This is a genomic window from Blautia sp. HCP3S3_B11, assembly GCF_052064435.1.
Classification (GTDB): Bacteria; Bacillota; Clostridia; order Lachnospirales; family Lachnospiraceae; genus Blautia_A.
Genome location: NZ_JBQHVP010000014.1, coordinates 78973 through 97366, shown reverse-complemented (window position 1 = coordinate 97366; position 18394 = coordinate 78973). Strand labels below are relative to the sequence as shown.

Below are 18394 nucleotides of genomic sequence, written 5' to 3'. Positions count from 1 at the left end.
CAATTTACCTTGCTGATGTCTGACAGTATACTCTCAACCTTTATCCGTGTCAAGATTTTTTTCAGGAAAGTAACCCTCTTACCATCTCTGCATTAAATGTCACACCTGTCAGGTGATCTACTTCGATCTGGTACAGGGCATTGGCTGCGATATGCTCTGCTGCCTGTTCCAGATCACGAATACCGCTTGTATTTTTATGCAATTCAACGATGGCATCCAGACCGTCTTCTGTTACTACGCATTCTTCTGCTTTCAGGCTCATGCGTTTCAGGACTTTCGGAAGAACGTATTTGGAGAAGATGATCTTCTTCTCTTCTGATGTATAATCCGGGATATCGATCACCGCGAAACGGGACATCAAAGGTGCGCTGATCTGGGATTTATCGTTTGCCGTAGCAATTGGATAAACGCCCACTGTGGGCACCATACATTCCATATAGTTATCTGTAAATCCAAGGTTGTCAAGCAGAGTAAGAAGTACATCTGCAGGGTTTCCGTTGCCCTTGCCTGACGCTGCTTTATCAAGCTCGTTGATAATAAATACAAGGTTGGATTCTCCTGCTGCTGAGAAAGCTTCCATGATGATTCCGGGCTTTGCGTTTGCATAGATTCTGGAGCTTCCTGTAAGCTGTTCCGGATCATTGATGGAACTCATGTCCAGAGTTGTCCAAGGCAGTTTCAGGATACGGGCAACTGCGTATGCAATCTGGGATTTACCTGTACCTGCAGGGCCTACAAGGAGAAGTCCGTATGCAGGAAGTGTATGGGTACGGTTGATCTGGATGATTGTTTCAATGATACGCTGCTTTACAGATTCCATTCCGTAGAGTTCCTCATCAAGGATCCTGCGGGCTTCCTGAGGATCGATTGCTTCAAAGTAATTGCTCTTCCACTGTACATTCATCATGATGGAAAGTGCTCTCTGAGCATGACGTCTCTCCTCCGGAGATACTTCGTGTGAACGGGCAACTGCAAGGTTTCTTCTCGCCCAGAGACGGATATTATCCGGCAGGGTTCTGCCTGCGCAGGTCATAAAATCAGTGATGCTCTGAATGCTTGTCAGCTTCATCTCGTCCCCTGTTTCTTCCTCATCTTCATCCTCAACAATCTCTGCAGGTGCACTGCTTGCAAGAAGTCTCTCGATCATAAACTGAAGAAATCCGTCCTCTGCGGAAAGTTTCGTGCCGCCGCCAAAAGCAGTCTCACGAATCTTATAAACTGCATAACCATTCTCTTTATTCTCTCCTGAAAGGCGCACATTGATATGATTCTCCCCAAGCCATTTCAAAAGACTTACAAATCTTGAATCAATACTGATGATATCTGCACTGAAAACGCCGTCATCCTCTTTAAATTCAAAGGATGTACGTTTGATCGGATTAGTAAAAATACCGCAGGAATGATGTTTCCACTGACGGCTGCTGTTATCCAAGATCATGATCGGTTTCTCAGGGGAAGTCTCCTTTTCATTGGACTGGAACGTAGTGTAGGTACATTCAGACTGTACGCCTGTTTTCTTGTCTGAAGCACCGCTGAAATCAAATACTGGCATGGTAAATACTCCTTTTATCTTATCATGCAATGCATGACATATTTCTATTACACATCTCTGCAATCCTGTCGGAAGCTATTTATTATTCTAGCAGAATCTTTTCTTTTAATCAATTCTGTAAATGTATTTATTGCATAAATATTCAATAAATTATATCCTGATTTATTCCCCCAAAATCATTGACGGTAACATTCACAGGCCTTATAATAATAGTAACTGAGAATTTCCAGAAACTCTCTGGAAAATCGAAATTTACTTTTAGGAGAGCAAAATGAGCAAAATTATTTTAACCGGTGACCGCCCAACAGGCCGCCTTCATGTTGGACATTATGTTGGTTCATTATCCGAGCGTGTTCGTTTACAGAACTCCGGCTTATATGATGAAATTTATATTATGATCGCAGATGCACAGGCATTAACAGATAACGCTGAACACCCTGAAAAAGTTCGCCAGAACATCCTTCAGGTTGCCCTGGATTATCTTGCATGCGGCATTGATCCTGAGAAATCCACTATCTTTATCCAGTCCATGGTTCCGGAGCTTACAGAGCTTACTTTTTATTATATGAACCTTGTTACTGTAGCACGTGTACAGCGTAACCCTACAGTAAAAGCCGAAATCCAGATGCGTAATTTCGAGGCAAGCATCCCTGTCGGTTTCTTCTGCTATCCGATCAGCCAGGCTGCAGATATCACTGCATTCCGCGCTACTACTGTTCCGGTTGGCGAAGATCAGCTTCCAATGCTCGAGCAGTGCAAGGAGATTGTACACAAATTTAATACTGTTTATGGCGAAACTCTGACAGAGCCTGAGATTATTCTGCCATCCAATAAAGCATGCTTACGTCTGCCAGGTATTGATGGAAAAGCAAAAATGAGCAAATCTCTCGGAAACTGCATCTACCTTTCAGATGAAGAAGCAGATGTTAAGAAGAAGGTTATGTCCATGTTCACAGACCCGAATCATCTTCGCGTGGAAGATCCGGGACATGTGGAAGGAAACCCTGTATTTATTTATCTGGATGCATTCTGCAAACCGGAATATTTCGCAGAATTCCTGCCAGAATATCAGAACTTGGATGAACTGAAAGCTCACTATACACGTGGCGGTCTGGGTGATGTTAAAGTTAAGAAATTCCTGAACAAAGTACTTCAGGCAGAGCTTTCTCCAATCCGCGAAAGACGTAAACATTGGGAACAGCATCTCGATGATGTATATGATATCCTCAAAGAAGGAAGTAAAGCTGCTGAGGCAAAAGCTGCTCAGACACTTCATGATGTACGTTCTGCTATGCAGATCAACTACTTTGACGATAATAGCCTGATTAAATAATTTCCCAGGATATAAAACAGGTTCAGATACGAAATATATTATTCGTGTCTGAACCTGTTCTTTGCTTAGCATTATTTTATTACTATTTTTTCTAAATCCAGTTGTTTCTTTACAGATTTTCTTCGTTTCTTTTTTTCCTCATAGAGAGCTTTATCGGCATCTTTCAGTTCATCTGAGATTGCCAGTCCGCTACTGCATGTAACTATCGTGTATCCCACTGATAATTCCACATAATACGCTTTATCGGAATCTTTATTAAATGCCGCACTTTTCTTCTGAATCAGTTCACGAATCCACTGTCCGTCTTCATCATTTCCGGGAATCATTGCACTAAACTCATCTCCGCCGATTCTTCCTTTCAAAAAATTTTGGCTTTTTCGTTTTATTTTACAATATTTTTATTATTCATTCAATATATTTTGGTTGTTTCAACTTATTTTTAACCAAATCTTTACCATTTACTCTGCAGATTCCAGATTTTCTGCTACCAATTTTCCATTGTCGCAAGCAAAATTTATTGCATTTCTATCTCGTTTCCTGTACAATACTTTTATATTGTAAAGTATGAAACAGGAGGTAATATATTATGGCTTTTGATATCACACCTTATGTAGACATGTCCCCAAAGGAAGTTCGCGAACTGATTCGCAAGGGGGTAATTGATTTTCCAACCGCCGGTATGTGCCGCGGTTATGCACAGGCAAATCTCGTAATCCTGTCACCAGAATACGCAGCAGATTTTGAGGAATATGCACACAAAAATCCATTTCCATGTCCGATACTGGAAATCATCAAAGGAAAGCCTGACACACATGACATGGGGAAGGGTGGAAATATCTGTACAGATATTCCGAAATACCGAATTTATGAAAATGGCGTATTTACCAGAGAAATTACAGATGCTTCCGAGTATTGGAAAGAGGGTTATGTGGGATTTCTGATTGGCTGTTCTTTCTCATTTGAAGAGGCACTGATTCGTGAGGGAATCGAAATCCGTCATATTGCTCAGGGACGAAATGTACCAATGTTCAAAACAAACATCAATACAGTTCCTGTTGGTCCATTCTCTGGTCCTATGGTATGTTCCATGCGTCCTATGACACCGGAAAATGCAAAAAAAGCTTATGATATCACTTTCAAAATGCCAAATGTTCATGGTGCACCTGTACATATGGGTGATCCGAAGGAAGTCGGGGTTGATGATATTATGAAGCCTGATTACGGTGAGGCTGTAGACATTTACGATGGTGAAATTCCTGTATTCTGGCCATGTGGCGTAACCCCGCAGGCAGCAATTGAGAACGCCAAACCACCAATTGTTATCACTCACGCCCCAGGACATATGTTTATTACTGATATTCCTAACGCTGAGTTAAATGACTACCTGGAAATGAAAAAGAAATAATAACTCTGATCTACAATTCCAAAAGGAGAATTTTATTTAATATCATGCAATTTACATTTCCAAATTATTACAAAGAATTCTCCTGCATCGCAGGTGCCTGTCCTGACACCTGCTGTGCAGGATGGCAGATCGTTATTGATGATAAAACTCTGAAAAAATATCAGCACTTTAAAGGTCCATTCCGTAACCGCCTGCATAACGATATTGACTGGAAAGAACACGTTTTCCGACAGTATGATCGTCGCTGTGCATTTCTGAATGAAAATAATCTGTGTGATATTTATATAGAAGCAGGTCCGAAAATGTTCTGCAATACATGCAGAAATTATCCCAGACATATTGAGGAATTTGAGGGATTGCGCGAAATTTCTCTATCACTTTCCTGCCCAGAGGCTGCAAGGATTCTTCTATCTCAGAACAATAAAGCAAACTTTATAACCAGAGAAAAAGAAACTCATGAAGAAATCTATGATGACTTCGATTATCTTCTGTTTACTTCATTGATGGATACGAGGGATATGCTGATAGCCATTATTCAGGACAGAACGATTCCTATGCAGAAACGCCTGTGGAAAATACTTGCGATTGCACATGATTTTCAGCTGTGCGTAGATAAAAATGAACTTTTTAAATGGGAAGATATAAGGAAACGCCATGAAGATTCCGGATACGGAGAAGAATTTTGCAATAAAATTCATTTTAAAATGAATCAATATAATAAAGAAAATACCGCAAATCCTTCAGAGAAAACAAATATAACTGATGCCTCAAATGTAGACGATAGTACCTGCTGTCCAGATTATTCCTGTAAAACGAAAGAATTATTCCAGCAAATGTGGCAGACGATAGTTCCTGCCATGGAAGTCCTTCGTCCTGGGTGGAAAGACTTTCTGAATGAATCTCTGACTCCTTTATATACAGGAATTTCAGATGATCCGTCCGCAAAAATAAGTCTTTATCCATATCAGAAAAGTGAATTCGATTATTACTACCCGAACTGGCAGATTCAGGAGGAACAGCTTCTGGTTTACTGGATCTATACCTATTTTTGTGGTGCTGTTTATGACGATAAGATTTTCGCAAAAGTAAAAATGGCGGTTGTCTGTACGTTATTTATCCACGAATTAGACGTTGGAATATATCTGAAAAATAATCGACAGTTTAATCTGAAAGATCAGATTGAAATCTGCTATCAATTTTCCAGAGAGCTGGAACATTCAGACCTTAACCTGAATAAGTTTGAAGAATTAATGTCAGAAAGTGAAATTTTTTCATTTGAAAATCTATTAAAAATTTGCTAAAAAACTTGCTGTACATTGGTATTTTCCCTCTGTACAGCAAGTTTTTATTATCTATCCATACCAGCTTTCTTTCTGGAATCCTCTCTGACCATATCCCGCAGATTCTTCATATATTCACTAAAACTACACTCTTTGGTTCCATAGGTCATCTGAAGATCGTATTCCAGTGGAATCCATGTAGAAAGATCAGCTTCATTATGCTGAATCAATGCCTCTAATTTATCTAACGCCTTATATATCTTAGCTTCCAATGTTCCCAATGCTTCCATCTCAACAAACAATTCTTTCAAGTCTGTTTTGTACGGTTCTGGAAGGGTATCCAGCAGTTCATCCATTACAGAATTTTCATGTTCAGAATCAGCAGTAGTTTTCTCAAATGCAGGAATATCTCCTGTAATAGCTTCTCCCACGTCATGGAACATACACATTTTAATTACTTTATCAATATCTGCCTCAGGAAATTCATCCTGCACAAAATATGCCATCATGGTAAGTCGCCAACTGTGTTCTGCCACACTCTCATGTCGGCCTGAAGACGTATAAGAATGTCTGGTATAACATTTTAATCTTTCCGCTATCTTCAAAAAATTCAGAAATGCTCTGCTATCCATATATTTTCTCCTAATGTTTCTGCTAAATTATTACAATATAAACAGGATAACCGTAAAATTCCTGCCGTCTATTACTCATCACAATTTCAACAGGGATTCTAACTTATCAAGAATAGAATGACCAATCGTTCCCTCCGGCATTTTTACCTGGAAGTTATCTGCAATAGTTGCTCCGATAATTGCAAATGTATCCTCTTCCTCTAACTGACCACCCTGTTCCATCTTCGGTGACCAGGAAATGAATGGTACATATTCTCTGGTGTGGTCTGTTCCTGTGTATGTCGGATCATTTCCATGATCTGCTGTAATGATCAAGAGGTCATCTGATGTCATCTCATCCATCAGAACGCCCAGATTCTTATCAAATTTCTCAATTTCCTGACCATATCCTTCCGGATTTCTGCGGTGTCCCCAGAGTGCATCAAAGTCTACTAGATTAGTAAAGCAAAGTCCATGGAAATCTTTCTTACCAATCTCAATCGTCTGTTCCATTCCATGTACGGAGCTGTTAGAGTGCAATGCTTCTGTCACACCCTCTCCGCAGAAGATATCATTGATTTTTCCTATGCTGATCACATCGTATCCTGCATCTTTTAATGCATTCATAGCTGTTAATCCTGTCGGTTTAAGTGCATAGTCATGACGATTGCTTGTACGCTTAAACTCGCCTTTTTTCTTTCCGACATATGGTCTTGCGATTACACGTCCCACACGCCATTCATCTTTCATGGTAATCTCACGTGCGATTTCGCAGCAGCGATAAAGATTCTGAAGATCGAAGGTTTCCTCATTTCCGCAGATCTGCAGAACTGAGTCAGCAGAAGTATACACGATCATTGCACCTGTATTGATTTCTTCTTCGCCAAGCTCCTCAATAATTTCTGTACCGCTGGCGCTCTTATTTCCGATTACACGTTTGCCACAGCGTTTCTCAAGTTCTGCAATCAGCTCTGGCGGGAATCCTGTATCTGTAAAAGTCTTAAATGGTTTCTCTGTCTTGATTCCCATCATCTCCCAGTGACCTGTCATAGTATCTTTTCCATTGCTGGCCTCACTGACACGCATAAAACGTCCCATCGGATTCTCTACCTTCTCCATTTTGCCTGCCTGATGAAGATTTACCATTCCCAATTTCTGCAGATTCGGAATATCCAGAGTTCCCATCCGTTCCAGAATATGTCCGAAAGTATCTACACCCTTATCTCCAAATTTCTCTGAATCAGGCATCGCTCCGATTCCCAGTGAATCCAGAACGATCACGAATATTCTCTTATACTTTTCCATTTCACCATATCCTTTCTTAATTTTCTGGTTCTATCATACCATAGATTCTACTTTCAGGCTATTACAAAAATAAATCCGGAGAACCTTTCACGATTCCCCAGATTTGCAAATACTATAAAATAATTCCATATATGATTGTCGATGCCAACACAATGATAAAACCTTCCAGAATATCTATCGGTAACAATTTGATTCTCTCATTGATCGGCATTCCCATTGCCCCGGCTGATGCATGGAAAATGGAACCATGCGGCAGAGAATCCAATACAATTGTACCCGCATGAAGCATTGCTGCTCCGTACAAAGTTGGCATAATCTGTGTGATTGTACCCGAAAAAGTAGCTGATGCAATCGTTGCTCCTGCTGAACTTTACCTTTTGCCATTGCCCGATATAAAGCTACACAAAATACCTTTACATCCGCATAATCTACGGCATTTACAATAATTTTATTAAAGCCACGAACATTCATTAACAGATTTTCAATTTTATCTATATCCTGAGCAGGATCAGGTTAATTTACAGTATTCCCTGTTTATTTCCCGCACTTTATTTGAAGAAAACAGAACCACACAGCAGATTCATGGAAATCTGGATGCAATTCCGGAGGACGAAAAAGTAAACGGAAAAAATGTAACTGAACGTTTCTTCGGTCTTGCTGGAGCTGATGTTTCATCTTATTGTGGTGATAAAAACTTATGCAGATCCGAAAACCACTGTAGCAGAAGAACTTAAAGCTTTAAAAGCAGACTGGAATAACTGTCTCCGTCTGGGTGCAAACGGAGAATCCTCTTTCGTTGCTTTACAGTTCTATTATGCAATGACGATTCTGAAAATCTTTGCAGAACATAAACAGGATACAGAATATATCGAGTACCTGGAAAAAACTCAGCAAAAATTTGGTGAAAAAGTTCAGCAACTTTGCTGGGATAACGATCGTTTCGTACGTGGTTACACAGAAGCCGGTGAAAGAATCGGCGAGGCTAAAGCCAAAGAAACAAATATGTGGTTGAATCCTCAAAGCTGGTCTGTAATCAGCGGACTCGCTACTCCACAACAGGGTGATATCGCGCTGAATAATGTATATGAGCATCTTAACACAAAATACGGTGCGATTCTTATGGATCCTTCTTATCATGCTCATGCTTTCGACGGCGCACTGGCAGTTATCTACAATCAGGGTACTAAAGAAAATTCCGGTATTTTCTCACAGTCTCAGGGCTGGCTGATTCTTGCCGAAGCACTTCGCGGCCACGGAGAGCGTGCTTTTACATATTTTATGGAAAATGCTCCTGCTGCTCAGAATGACCGTGCAGAGATCCGTCGTCTCGAACCATACTGCTATGGTCAGTTCACAGAAGGAAAAGCCAGTGAACACTTTGGACGTTCCCATGTACATTGGCTGACAGGAACCGCTTCCACTGTTATGGTTGGATGTGTAGAAGGTATCCTCGGACTTCGTCCGGATCTTAAAGGACTTCGCCTGGCACCTTCTATTCCTAAAGACTGGAAACATTTCAAAATTGAGAAAGTTTTCCGTAATAAACACCTTACCATTTCTGTTGAAAACCCGAACGGAAAGGAAGCCGGATGCCAGAGCCTGATCCTTAACGGTCAGGAATTAAACGATAATTATATCCCTGAAGAACTTCTTCAGGATAAAAATGAAATTGTACTGACAATCTGATAAAAATAAGTCCCCCACTGCTTTTAACAATTAATGCAGTGGAGGACTTACCTTAGAAAATTATTCTGTAATTACTGTATTTCTTTTTCTATATCCCAGTGAACCATATAATGTTCATCCCTGTATTTACCAGGCGTCATGCCTACAACTTCTCGAAACTGCTGGATAAAGTGACTCTGTGAAGAAAAAGAAAGGCGATTTGCAATTTCAATAACAGAATAATCACTGTACTGTAAAAGATTCTTTGCCATTTCTATTTTCTGTCTGCGAATATAAGCACTGACCGATATTCCGATTTCCTTTTTAAATAGTCTGGAAAGATAGCTTGCTGATACTCCTAACGCATCTGCAAGATCTTCTATTGTAATACGTTCTTTGATATGGGAATAAATATATTCTTTACTCGCGTTAATATGCTTGGAGTATGTATTATCTCTAAAATACCTTCTCATTTTTTCAGTATAATCCATCACCATTTCATCATGAAGATTCTGCACTTCTTCTACAGTATGGATGTCATCCAACTTCTGAATATAAAAATCACTCAGACGAAAAGCCTGTTCCATCTCCATTCCATTTTGCTTACAAAGTCTGGTTATCATCGCAGTTGTAATAACAAAATGATATTTCATATTGGTGACTGCGTTTTGGGACAATATTCCTACTCCCTCGCATTCTGTAAATCTTTCCTGCTCACAGTTTTTCTTAACTGCCTCTATGTCGCCACTTGCAACCGCACGATAAAATAGAAATTCTTCAGTAGGTTCTCTATGCTCAATTTCATCAAATTCATCTTCTGCTTCGAAAAGAAGCCATTCATTCTGATAACTCATTTATTTCTCCTATGCCAATGTCAGTAAATCTTTTCCTTCTTTCAGTCTCTCATAAAATTGAATATAAAAATCCTGATTCTGGTCATAAGGTTTCATATAAAAACTGTTTACTACGAAGAGATTCAGATTTCTGATTAAATCTGAATCCTCTGAATTATATATTACCTCCTGCACATCCAGCAAAAAATAATGCCAGTCATTAACGAATTTTTCGTAATTCTTCAGGTCCGGTGTATCAATCCATTTTTTTACTTTGATTTTGCTTCGGTTTGTTTTTGGACACTCATGAATCTGGAGAATATATTTAAATCCACCATCTTCATAGAACCTCCCCAACGGAAATAATCTGCAAAATCCCGGTCTTATGCCGTGGATACTGCAACGGCCCTGACTGTTAAGAAATACACACTGTTCTTTCTCTCCTGCCATCCGAAGATGTGGGAGAATATTACCATCTGTTACTCCCAGTTCCAGGCAGTCCTGCAAAAGCTGCTCAACTGGTCTCTTCAAACCGATTGACAATCTGTGTACATCAAATGGGTCTAAGACCACCGAATCCCCCATTCCCTGACAGCAGTCACAACATCCCTCACAATCATGGCAGTCTGCTTTTACCATGTCATTCGAATCGTATAATTTTCCATCTGAAATTTCTTCCAGTGTCTGTTCTCTGCGCATAATTTATGCTTTTTCCTTTCACGCAAATAGCTATTTTATTTCTTTTCCCTCTATAGTCAATAAAGCGAAAATTCATACTCTATCGTTTATTGTTTTATAAGGAAAATAGTAAATTTGATTCAGTTAAAATGCTTCCAGACCACTGACACCCCAGTCGGAGGCAAGGTCTTTCATTCCCTCAAGCACTTCTTCTCTGGAATATCCGTTGTCATCCAGGAAATCTCCGTCCATATCGTTCAGGTACAGATAAAAGGTCAATGCCAATTCCAGATAATCTACATCATCCTCTACTATACCCTCATACAATTCATTTTCTGCTTCGTTGATCTTACCTTCTTCTGCAAGTTTCATAACAGTTACAAAAAGTTTATCTGCATCCGTATAATCTGCTTCATTTTCAGGTAATGTATAATTTGGCTGCCGTTCATGAAGCAGAAGCTTTGCAATTAATCTTCCTACATCCTGAATGTTTCTTATCATGTGGTCGTCCTGTACTGCCATGTCTGTTTCATCCTTTCACTTTTGCAATCTATAATTTTGTTTTTATTTTATACCTATATCCCGTTCAGATACTTCACATTCGGATACAAACCCACATCCTGTTTCATGTCCGTATCCGAGAACTTTGATTATTATTTTAATTCAATTTCAGCCCTGCAAGTGCCTGCGCAAATGCATTATTTACCGGCTCTTTTGCTTCTTTTTGCTGTTGCCTCATATATTTCCGGACATCGCGCTTATTAACTCCTGCACCTTCCTTTTCCCGTCTTGCCTGAAAAGCGGAGAGTTTTTCTTTATATCCGCAGACGCAGATAAATGTCTCTTCTTTGCCCTTTATGTACATTTCCATACGTTTATGACATTTCGGACAACGGGCGTTGGTGGTCCTGGAAACCGTTTCTTTGTATCCACATTCCCTGTCCTGACATACCAGCATCTTTGCATTTTTTCCATTCACAGCAAGAAGTTTCTTGCCACAGTTCGGACAGATTTTATTTGTGAGATTATCATGGTGGAACGTTCCCTGTCCGGTTTTAATCTCATCCACGATATCGCAGGTATAGTTTCTGATTTCTTTCAGGAATGTCTCCTGTTTCATTTTACCTTTGGCAATATTTCCAAGTTTCATCTCCCAGTCTGCTGTCAGCTCCGGCTTGCGAAGTTCCTCAGGTACCAATTCCAGAAGCTGTTTTGCTTTAGAAGTCAGATATACTTCTTTTCCTTTTTTCTCCATCATGAAACTGTTAAACAGCTTCTCAATAATATCAGCTCTCGTTGCAACAGTTCCAAGGCCACCGGTCTCACCGAGAGTCTTTACCGCTTTCGCATCATGGCTTTCCATAAAGCGTACCGGATTCTCCATAGCTGCAAGCAGGGTTGCTTCTGTAAATCTTGCAGGTGGTTTTGTTTTTCCTGTATTTACAGACACATTCTCTATACGCAGTTTCTCGCCCTTTTTCATCTGCGGAAGTTTCTGATCTTTCAGTTTCTGAGAGTTGTCCGACATATCTGCGTCTTCCTCTTCTGTATCTGCGTCCGTATTTTCGTACACTTCTTTCCATCCTGTACTTTTTACAACTTTACCACTGGCGGCAAAGAATTCTCCTGCTGCCAATCCTTCCATACTTACCTGTTCATAAATAAATGGCGGATAAAGTACACTTAAGAATCTGCGGACAACCATATCATAAATCTTACGTTCTTCATTTGTCATATGGTCAAGCTGCACAAACTGCTCCGTAGGGATAATTGCATGATGATCACTAACCTTTTTATCGTCCACAAAATTTCCATTGGCACGAATAGGCTGATTCAGCAATAGAACTGTCAGCTTTCTGTATGGACCGACTGCACATGCCTTCAGTCTTTCTTTGATCGTAGGCACAATGTCTTTACCAATATATCTGGAATCTGTTCTTGGGTAAGTAAGAACTTTATGATTCTCATACAGACGCTGCATAATGTTTAAGGTCTGTTTTGCCGAATACCCATATCTCTGATTTGCTTCCCTCTGTAACGTAGTCAGGTCATATAAGCCCGGAGCATATGTTTTCTTCTCTTTGCTGGTCACAGAAGAGATTTCCAGTGTATGATTACGGACTGCAGCGGAAATTTCTTCCACTCTCTCTTTATTAAAAGTTCTGAAGCTTTTACTCTTCGGTTCTTTCCACGTCCAGATAACATCTCCTGCTTTTACAGAAAGGCCATAATATTCTTTTGGTCTAAATGAACGGATCTCTTCCTCCCTTTTTGCAATCATGGCAAGTGTAGGAGTCTGCACACGTCCACAGGATAGCTGAGCATTATACTTACATGTCAGTGCTCTGGTTCCATTCATTCCCACAAGCCAGTCTGCTTCTGCCCTCGCTACTGCCGCTCTGTACAGATTATCGTACTCATGTCCGTTTTTCAGATTTGTAAAGCCTTCTTTGATAGCTTTATCTGTAACTGAAGAAATCCACAATCTGCGGATTGGTTTGTGGCAGTCTGATTTGTCAAGAATCCATCGTGCTACCAGTTCTCCTTCTCTTCCAGCATCTGTGGCTATGATAATATCTTTGATATCTTTCCTGTAAAGCTGTGTTTTCACTGCATTGTACTGTTTACCGGTCTGTCGAATCACAACCAGTTTCATTCGATCCGGCATCATGGGAAGTGTGGACATCTCCCATTTTGTATACTTTTTGTCGTATTCTTCCGGTTCAGCAAGGGTAACCAGATGTCCCAGTGCCCAGGTAACCACATACTCTTTTCCTTCCAGCGTTCCATTGCCTTTCTGATTACAGCGAAGCACCCGGGCAATATCTCTGGCTACAGAAGGTTTCTCTGCTATTACTAATGATTTCATAAAATAATTTTTATTCTCCTTATAAAAATCTACAGTCAGGGATTTTGATGTCCCTGACCGCTGATTTTTCTTTTATATAGAGTATAGCATAGATAAATATATGATTCCAGTTCTTATTATCTAAATTTTATTTCATATCAATTTTGTATCCTACTCCACGCACAGTTTCCACCAGTTCTCCTGCAGTTCCCAGTTTCTGTCTCAGTGTTCTGATATGTACATCAACGGTTCTGCTTTCTCCGTCAAATTCATATCCCCATACCTGATTTAAGAGCTGTGTTCTGGAAAGAACGGTTCCACTGTTTTTCAGGAGCAGACATAGTACTTCGTATTCTTTCAACGTTAGATTCACATTCTGTTTATCTACCGTCGCAATATGTCTGGCAGGGCAGACATAGAGATTTCCAATCTGATATTCTTCTGCACCGTCATCTTCTGTTCTTCTAAGTAATGCACGAATCCTTGAGATCAGTTCCATCATTCGAAATGGTTTCGGGATATAATCATCTGCACCGCTGTCCAGACCTACTACTGTATCATATTCACTGCTTTTTGCAGTCAGCATAATAATCGGAAGTTTACGTGTATCCAGACGTACACGCAATTTCTTTAATATGGAAATACCGTCTTCCTCCGGGAGCATTACATCCAAAAGCAACAATGCGGGCTGTTCTTTTTCCAGTGCTTTCCAGAAAAGGGAAGGTCTCTCAAAACCTTTTGCCTCAAAACCCTGACTTTTTAATGTATAAATCACCAGTTCACGAATACTCTCGTCATCTTCCACCAAATATATCATTTTTTGTTCTCCATTTACTATTATTTTCTGAATCAGGTAAATTTCTGATTTGATTAATCTCAGTATAATCGTGTGCCGTAAAATCTTTGTCCTGCTTTATGTTAAAACTTTGTAAAATATGTTACCGTTCACTACATGCCAGGCAACACACTTCGCGATGCACAGAATTTATACTAATCGTATAAATTCGCGCGGTATGTCTTGGTTTTCTGTGTCCTTCGCCCACAAAAAACACCTCGCGGGATATTACCAGTGAACAGTACTTAAAATATATTACTTTTCATCCTGCATTTTTTAATAAAATTTTTATATACTTTATGAGAAAATTTATTTGTAAAAGAAGTATGAAGATGTTATGATAGTGAAAGAAAGAATATAGAATGTTTCTGTAAACGAAATGAACAGTAATACAGTATTAAACAGATTATATAAAGAAGGTGACATTGTGAAACGTCTTATTGAAAAATACCGACATGGCTTTGTGATTGGTATTTACAGTATTATTTATATTTTGATGTTCAGTTATCTGGAACATCGTCCGGTTCACAGCTATCATATCGTACATACGGTTTTCGATGACTGGATACCATTTTGTGAGGTCTTTATCATACCTTATCTGTTATGGTTTCCGTACATGTTTCTGGCTGTAATCTATTTTATATTTTTTAATAAGAACAAACATGAATACTACCAGCTGGCATTTAACCTTATGATGGGAATGACTGTTTTCCTGATTGTTTCTTACGTTTATCCAAATGCACAGCATTTACGTCCAACAGAGTTCCCAAGGGATAATATTTTTACAGATGTAGTGAAATGGCTGTACAGCACAGACACTCCTACAAATATTCTTCCAAGTATTCATGTTTTTAACTCTCTTGCGATACATATGTCTCTTACAAACTGTGAGGCACTTCGTGATAAGAAAATAGTAAAGGCTGCTTCCTTTGCCCTTACCGCATTGATCATCATGTCAACCATGTTCCTGAAACAGCATTCAGTGATTGATGTATGTGTGGGTGCAACTCTTGTCTTATTTGGATTTTTGGTTTTTTATCCGAGAAAAGCCGCCATTTCTTCCAGAGCATCTTACTTTGGAGAAGCCAGACGAAAAAAAAGTGAAAATTAAAATTACCTTCTTGAAATAGATTTTGATAAAACAAAAAGAACTTTTTTAGAAAACATAAGATGTTTCCTAACATAAGTTCTTTTTTATCATCTTTCATCCATTCCTTTACATGTAAAAACTCTGTACAATCAAAATATCAGATGTTTCCTGTCTATTTTTAACCCAATTTCAATTAATTAAATCCATAGAATTTCTGGCTGATCTTATAGGCTGCCACTGACATCTTTCTTCCACCCTTTCCAGGCAGGTTCATTACTCTTCCAAAAAGACTGTGGCGTAATTTTCTGTATACCAGTTTGTTCTGCGTTTTAATATATTCCAGAAGTTCTTTCTTCTTCTGCAGAGATTCCTCTGTATTAGCACGTATCAGCATGATAGAAGAAATCGTTGTTATGATATCCAGATAACTGAACATATACTCTTTCAGGCGTTTATTGGTATTTCCGCAATTAATATATGCGTCTACCATCAGCTTATTTACACGGATCTGCTGGTCAATTCGTTTGATCATTACTTTCTCGTTTACGGATTGGTCATCTCTGCCGATAAAGTAGCGGTAGAAATTAACGTCCAGATAATACAGGTTCTTAACATATGGAAGCGGCTCAAATGCAAACAGATTATCTACATAGAATGTATGCTTCGGTAATTCCAGTCCGCACTCATGAAGCAATTTGGTACGGTAGATCATGGAATGCATCAGGAGATATTTTCCTTTCGGCATATGTTTTACTTCTTCCCATCCGAATACTCTGTCCTGTGGAAGACATCTGCGGTACTGCATTACTTTTTTATGTGTTGTTCCCTGTTTCTCATATACGAAATTGCTGATCAGAAGATCGACTGTCTGCGGTCCTCTTAGTAACTCGTATAAGGTTTCCAGAATCTTAATATACGCTTCTTTATTTACCCAGTCATCACTGTCTACTACTTTAAAATATAAACCTGTCGCGTTTCTGATTCCTGCATTGACAGCTTCTCCATGTCCACCATTCTCCTGATGGATAGCCTTTATGATCGTAGGATATTTCGTCGCATAGGCATCTGCAATCTCTGCAGTTCTGTCCGAAGATCCGTCATCTACTACCAGAATCTCTACTTCCTCTCCGCCTACTATTAATGACTCTATACATTTTTCCATATAATCCTGAGAATTATAGCATGGAATCGCAATACTTAACAGTTTCATCTTGTTGTATCCTCCTTGATATATTTTGCATACGCTCCAAAAGCAGATGGAATCGCGTATTGTTTACCTGACTGTTTCTTATTTGCAAAAATAATCTCTTTGTCCTGTGTTTTTTTCAGAGATGACACCTTTATCCTGTATGCCTGCATTCTCCACTCAATGTGGGAAAAAATATGTTTCGCAGGTGGAAGTTTCTCTATATATAAAGGATCAAGTCCAAGACTCTCTACATAGGAAAGGGCTTCTTTCCTTTCCAGATGTCCCATAACATTTGGCAATTCATATAAGCCTGCCAAAAGTCCTTTTTCCGGTCTTTTTCTGATAGCTGTACATTCTCCATCCTGAATGATAAATACTGTTTTATCTTCCAGAGTTCTGGCTTTCTTAGGGGCTTTTACAGGAATACCCTCTACCTTGTCATGTTTACATGCCAGACAGGCAGATGCAACAGGACATTCTTCACACTTTGCCTGACCATTCGGGACACATACTACCGCACCAAGTTCCATCAATGCCTGATTAAAATCTCCCGGGCATTCTGACGGCATGATCTGCTGTAACTGCTGCTCTATTTTCTTACGGACAGATTGTTTGCTGATATCTTCCGTACTCTCTGTAATTCTGGAAATTACACGAAGTACATTTCCGTCTACTGCCGGAACTGCAATCCCATATGCAATAGAAGCGATAGCACCGGCTGTATAACTTCCTATTCCCTTTAACGACAAAAGTGCCTGATAGTCTTCAGGCAATCTGCCATTATATTCATTTTTTACAGTATGAGCTGCTTCCTGCATATTTCGGACGCGATTGTAATATCCCAATCCTTCCCATAGCTTCAGAAGCTTCTCCCCCGGACACTCTGCCAGAGCTTCTATATCCGGAAGTTCTGTGATAAATCTCTGGAAGTATGGCTTTACTGCTTCCACCCGGGTTTGTTGAAGCATAATTTCTGATACCCACGTATAATAAGCATTATTCTTATCTCTCCATGGCAGAATTCTTTTATTTTCTCTGTACCATTTTACCAGAGGAGATACAATTTCTTCAAGCATAATTTAATAAGTTTCACCTTTCATTATCTCATTTCATTATTGTTCAGCACATTCTCAATAATGTTGTATATGAACAATAGCCTCATTTATCTTATCATAAAATTCTCCAGAACGCTAATACATAAAAAGAACCGCATTTGAGCCGGCACGATGCAAACCGGTTATAAAGCGATTCCTTTTATATTTGTTAAATATGTACAACCACTGAATTATTCGCTCTTCTGCCAAAAGTTACATGTTCATAACTTCGTTTATTTCTTACATTTTACTCTTAAGAAATACAAAAGACCGATAATAATGATTAACAATACCACTATGTATGCAATTTTAAAGACCAGTGCTGTAGTAAACATATCTACCGCTGAAATAACACCAATCAGAATAAGTGCTATTCCACATCCCTTTGCCATCTTTTTCTCATCATATAGTTTCTTACGGACATCTGCATTTCCACCTTTCATAAAAATGTCTCCATGTCCTGTCAGAAGCATTATGCCAACTATAAAAGCAGCTACTGTCAATATCAGATCCAAAGAATCCATATTACCCATAAATAATCTCCCTTCCGTCTCCAGCCCCAGAACATGCTAATTGCTGAAATGACTGTTTTTTCAAACATACTCTAATCTGGAGAACCATTTTCTTTTTATAAAAATCCGGGACTATTGCTTCTCACAACAGCCCCGAAAATATT

The 18394-nt window shown here is 39.3% G+C and carries 17 protein-coding genes and 1 pseudogene; 5 read left to right on the top strand and 13 right to left on the bottom strand.

Translation table 11 applies throughout. From position 1 onward, the window contains the following. Positions 1-61 precede the first annotated feature (61 nt). On the bottom strand, positions 62-1552 hold the full coding sequence (locus ACTNC0_RS12400; protein ID WP_055149428.1) for an AAA family ATPase: 1491 nt from the start codon (positions 1550-1552) through the stop codon (positions 62-64). A 271-nt stretch (positions 1553-1823) separates the two neighbouring features. Here ACTNC0_RS12400 and trpS point away from each other — a divergent pair, with 271 nt between their 5' ends. Further along, positions 1824-2885, top strand: coding sequence for a tryptophan--tRNA ligase (trpS, locus tag ACTNC0_RS12395; protein WP_441087618.1), 1062 nt, complete (start codon positions 1824-1826; stop codon positions 2883-2885). A gap of 71 nt (positions 2886-2956) precedes the next feature. On the opposite strand, the gene ACTNC0_RS12390 is transcribed toward trpS, so the two are convergent. Next, positions 2957-3247, bottom strand: coding sequence for a diguanylate cyclase domain-containing protein (locus ACTNC0_RS12390; protein ID WP_441087617.1), 291 nt, complete (start codon positions 3245-3247; stop codon positions 2957-2959). A 224-nt stretch (positions 3248-3471) separates the two neighbouring features. Between ACTNC0_RS12390 and ACTNC0_RS12385 the strand changes: the two genes are divergently transcribed. Next, positions 3472-4290, top strand: a complete 819-nt coding sequence (locus tag ACTNC0_RS12385) for a putative hydro-lyase (protein ID WP_441087616.1) — start codon at positions 3472-3474, stop codon at positions 4288-4290. A 44-nt stretch (positions 4291-4334) separates the two neighbouring features. Continuing rightward, the gene (gene fliB / locus ACTNC0_RS12380; protein WP_441087615.1) at positions 4335-5591 is read left to right on the top strand and encodes a flagellin lysine-N-methylase; all 1257 of its coding nucleotides are present in this window, start codon (positions 4335-4337) and stop codon (positions 5589-5591) included. Positions 5592-5638: 47 nt separating this feature from the next. Here fliB and ACTNC0_RS12375 read toward each other — a convergent pair whose 3' ends face one another. The 3 genes from ACTNC0_RS12375 to ACTNC0_RS12365 form a co-directional block, all read right to left on the bottom strand. Further along, positions 5639-6202, bottom strand: coding sequence for an HD domain-containing protein (locus ACTNC0_RS12375; RefSeq protein WP_441087614.1), 564 nt, complete (start codon positions 6200-6202; stop codon positions 5639-5641). A 78-nt stretch (positions 6203-6280) separates the two neighbouring features. Next, complete coding sequence (locus ACTNC0_RS12370) at positions 6281-7486, bottom strand: phosphopentomutase (protein WP_441087613.1); 1206 nt, start codon at positions 7484-7486, stop codon at positions 6281-6283. A 112-nt stretch (positions 7487-7598) separates the two neighbouring features. Beyond that, positions 7599-7799 carry a hypothetical protein gene (locus tag ACTNC0_RS12365; protein ID WP_441087612.1) on the bottom strand — a complete coding sequence of 67 codons (201 nt, stop codon included), beginning with the start codon at positions 7797-7799 and terminating at the stop codon, positions 7599-7601. Positions 7800-8224: 425 nt separating this feature from the next. Between ACTNC0_RS12365 and ACTNC0_RS12360 the strand changes: the two are divergent. Then, positions 8225-9172: pseudogene (locus tag ACTNC0_RS12360) on the top strand (GH36-type glycosyl hydrolase domain-containing protein); the annotation flags it as partial. A 71-nt stretch (positions 9173-9243) separates the two neighbouring features. Here the strand turns inward: ACTNC0_RS12360 and ACTNC0_RS12355 are convergent. The 5 genes from ACTNC0_RS12355 to ACTNC0_RS12335 form a co-directional block, all read right to left on the bottom strand. After that, positions 9244-10005 (bottom strand): helix-turn-helix transcriptional regulator, encoded by a 762-nt coding sequence (locus ACTNC0_RS12355; protein ID WP_441087611.1) that lies wholly within the window; start codon positions 10003-10005, stop codon positions 9244-9246. Positions 10006-10014: 9 nt separating this feature from the next. Then, positions 10015-10683 (bottom strand): YkgJ family cysteine cluster protein, encoded by a 669-nt coding sequence (locus tag ACTNC0_RS12350; protein WP_441087610.1) that lies wholly within the window; start codon positions 10681-10683, stop codon positions 10015-10017. Between the two features lie 123 nt (positions 10684-10806). Next, entirely contained in the window at positions 10807-11184 is a 378-nt protein-coding gene (locus tag ACTNC0_RS12345) for a DUF6483 family protein (protein ID WP_441087609.1), read from the bottom strand. Between the two features lie 136 nt (positions 11185-11320). Further along, complete coding sequence (locus tag ACTNC0_RS12340) at positions 11321-13531, bottom strand: DNA topoisomerase III (protein WP_441087608.1); 2211 nt, start codon at positions 13529-13531, stop codon at positions 11321-11323. 127 nt (positions 13532-13658) lie between these two features. After that, complete coding sequence (locus tag ACTNC0_RS12335; RefSeq protein ID WP_441087607.1) at positions 13659-14327, bottom strand: response regulator transcription factor; 669 nt, start codon at positions 14325-14327, stop codon at positions 13659-13661. A gap of 445 nt (positions 14328-14772) precedes the next feature. On the opposite strand from ACTNC0_RS12335, the gene ACTNC0_RS12330 reads away from it, so the two are divergent. Then, entirely contained in the window at positions 14773-15456 is a 684-nt protein-coding gene (locus tag ACTNC0_RS12330) for a phosphatase PAP2 family protein (protein WP_441087606.1), read from the top strand. A gap of 172 nt (positions 15457-15628) precedes the next feature. On the opposite strand, the gene ACTNC0_RS12325 is transcribed toward ACTNC0_RS12330, so the two are convergent. The 3 genes from ACTNC0_RS12325 to ACTNC0_RS12315 all read right to left on the bottom strand — a co-directional run bounded on the left by ACTNC0_RS12325 (position 15629) and on the right by ACTNC0_RS12315 (position 18251). Then, positions 15629-16645 carry a glycosyltransferase family 2 protein gene (locus tag ACTNC0_RS12325; RefSeq protein ID WP_441087605.1) on the bottom strand — a complete coding sequence of 339 codons (1017 nt, stop codon included), beginning with the start codon at positions 16643-16645 and terminating at the stop codon, positions 15629-15631. Then, a complete protein-coding gene (mutY, locus tag ACTNC0_RS12320) occupies positions 16642-17700 on the bottom strand; it encodes an A/G-specific adenine glycosylase (RefSeq protein WP_441087604.1) in 1059 nt (352 codons plus the stop codon). The genes ACTNC0_RS12325 and mutY overlap by 4 nt, the downstream gene beginning before the upstream one ends. Positions 17701-17951: 251 nt before the next feature. Continuing rightward, on the bottom strand, positions 17952-18251 hold the full coding sequence (locus ACTNC0_RS12315) for a DUF3784 domain-containing protein (protein WP_441087603.1): 300 nt from the start codon (positions 18249-18251) through the stop codon (positions 17952-17954). Positions 18252-18394: the final 143 nt, after the last annotated feature.

Excerpts from the sequence above, each read along its gene's own strand:
- ACTNC0_RS12400 (WP_055149428.1), bottom strand. The coding sequence starts at position 1,552 with ATGCCAGTATTTGATTTCAGCGGTGCTTCAGACAAGAAAACAGGCGTA.
- trpS (WP_441087618.1), top strand. The coding sequence starts at position 1,824 with ATGAGCAAAATTATTTTAACCGGTGACCGCCCAACAGGCCGCCTTCAT.
- ACTNC0_RS12385 (WP_441087616.1), top strand. The coding sequence starts at position 3,472 with ATGGCTTTTGATATCACACCTTATGTAGACATGTCCCCAAAGGAAGTT.
- fliB (WP_441087615.1), top strand. The coding sequence starts at position 4,335 with ATGCAATTTACATTTCCAAATTATTACAAAGAATTCTCCTGCATCGCA.
- ACTNC0_RS12375 (WP_441087614.1), bottom strand. The coding sequence starts at position 6,202 with ATGGATAGCAGAGCATTTCTGAATTTTTTGAAGATAGCGGAAAGATTA.
- ACTNC0_RS12370 (WP_441087613.1), bottom strand. The coding sequence starts at position 7,486 with ATGGAAAAGTATAAGAGAATATTCGTGATCGTTCTGGATTCACTGGGA.
- ACTNC0_RS12365 (WP_441087612.1), bottom strand. The coding sequence starts at position 7,799 with ATGCCAACTTTGTACGGAGCAGCAATGCTTCATGCGGGTACAATTGTA.
- ACTNC0_RS12355 (WP_441087611.1), bottom strand. The coding sequence starts at position 10,005 with ATGAGTTATCAGAATGAATGGCTTCTTTTCGAAGCAGAAGATGAATTT.
- ACTNC0_RS12350 (WP_441087610.1), bottom strand. The coding sequence starts at position 10,683 with ATGCGCAGAGAACAGACACTGGAAGAAATTTCAGATGGAAAATTATAC.
- ACTNC0_RS12345 (WP_441087609.1), bottom strand. The coding sequence starts at position 11,184 with ATGGCAGTACAGGACGACCACATGATAAGAAACATTCAGGATGTAGGA.
- ACTNC0_RS12340 (WP_441087608.1), bottom strand. The coding sequence starts at position 13,531 with ATGAAATCATTAGTAATAGCAGAGAAACCTTCTGTAGCCAGAGATATT.
- ACTNC0_RS12335 (WP_441087607.1), bottom strand. The coding sequence starts at position 14,327 with ATGATATATTTGGTGGAAGATGACGAGAGTATTCGTGAACTGGTGATT.
- ACTNC0_RS12325 (WP_441087605.1), bottom strand. The coding sequence starts at position 16,645 with ATGAAACTGTTAAGTATTGCGATTCCATGCTATAATTCTCAGGATTAT.
- mutY (WP_441087604.1), bottom strand. The coding sequence starts at position 17,700 with ATGCTTGAAGAAATTGTATCTCCTCTGGTAAAATGGTACAGAGAAAAT.
- ACTNC0_RS12315 (WP_441087603.1), bottom strand. The coding sequence starts at position 18,251 with ATGGGTAATATGGATTCTTTGGATCTGATATTGACAGTAGCTGCTTTT.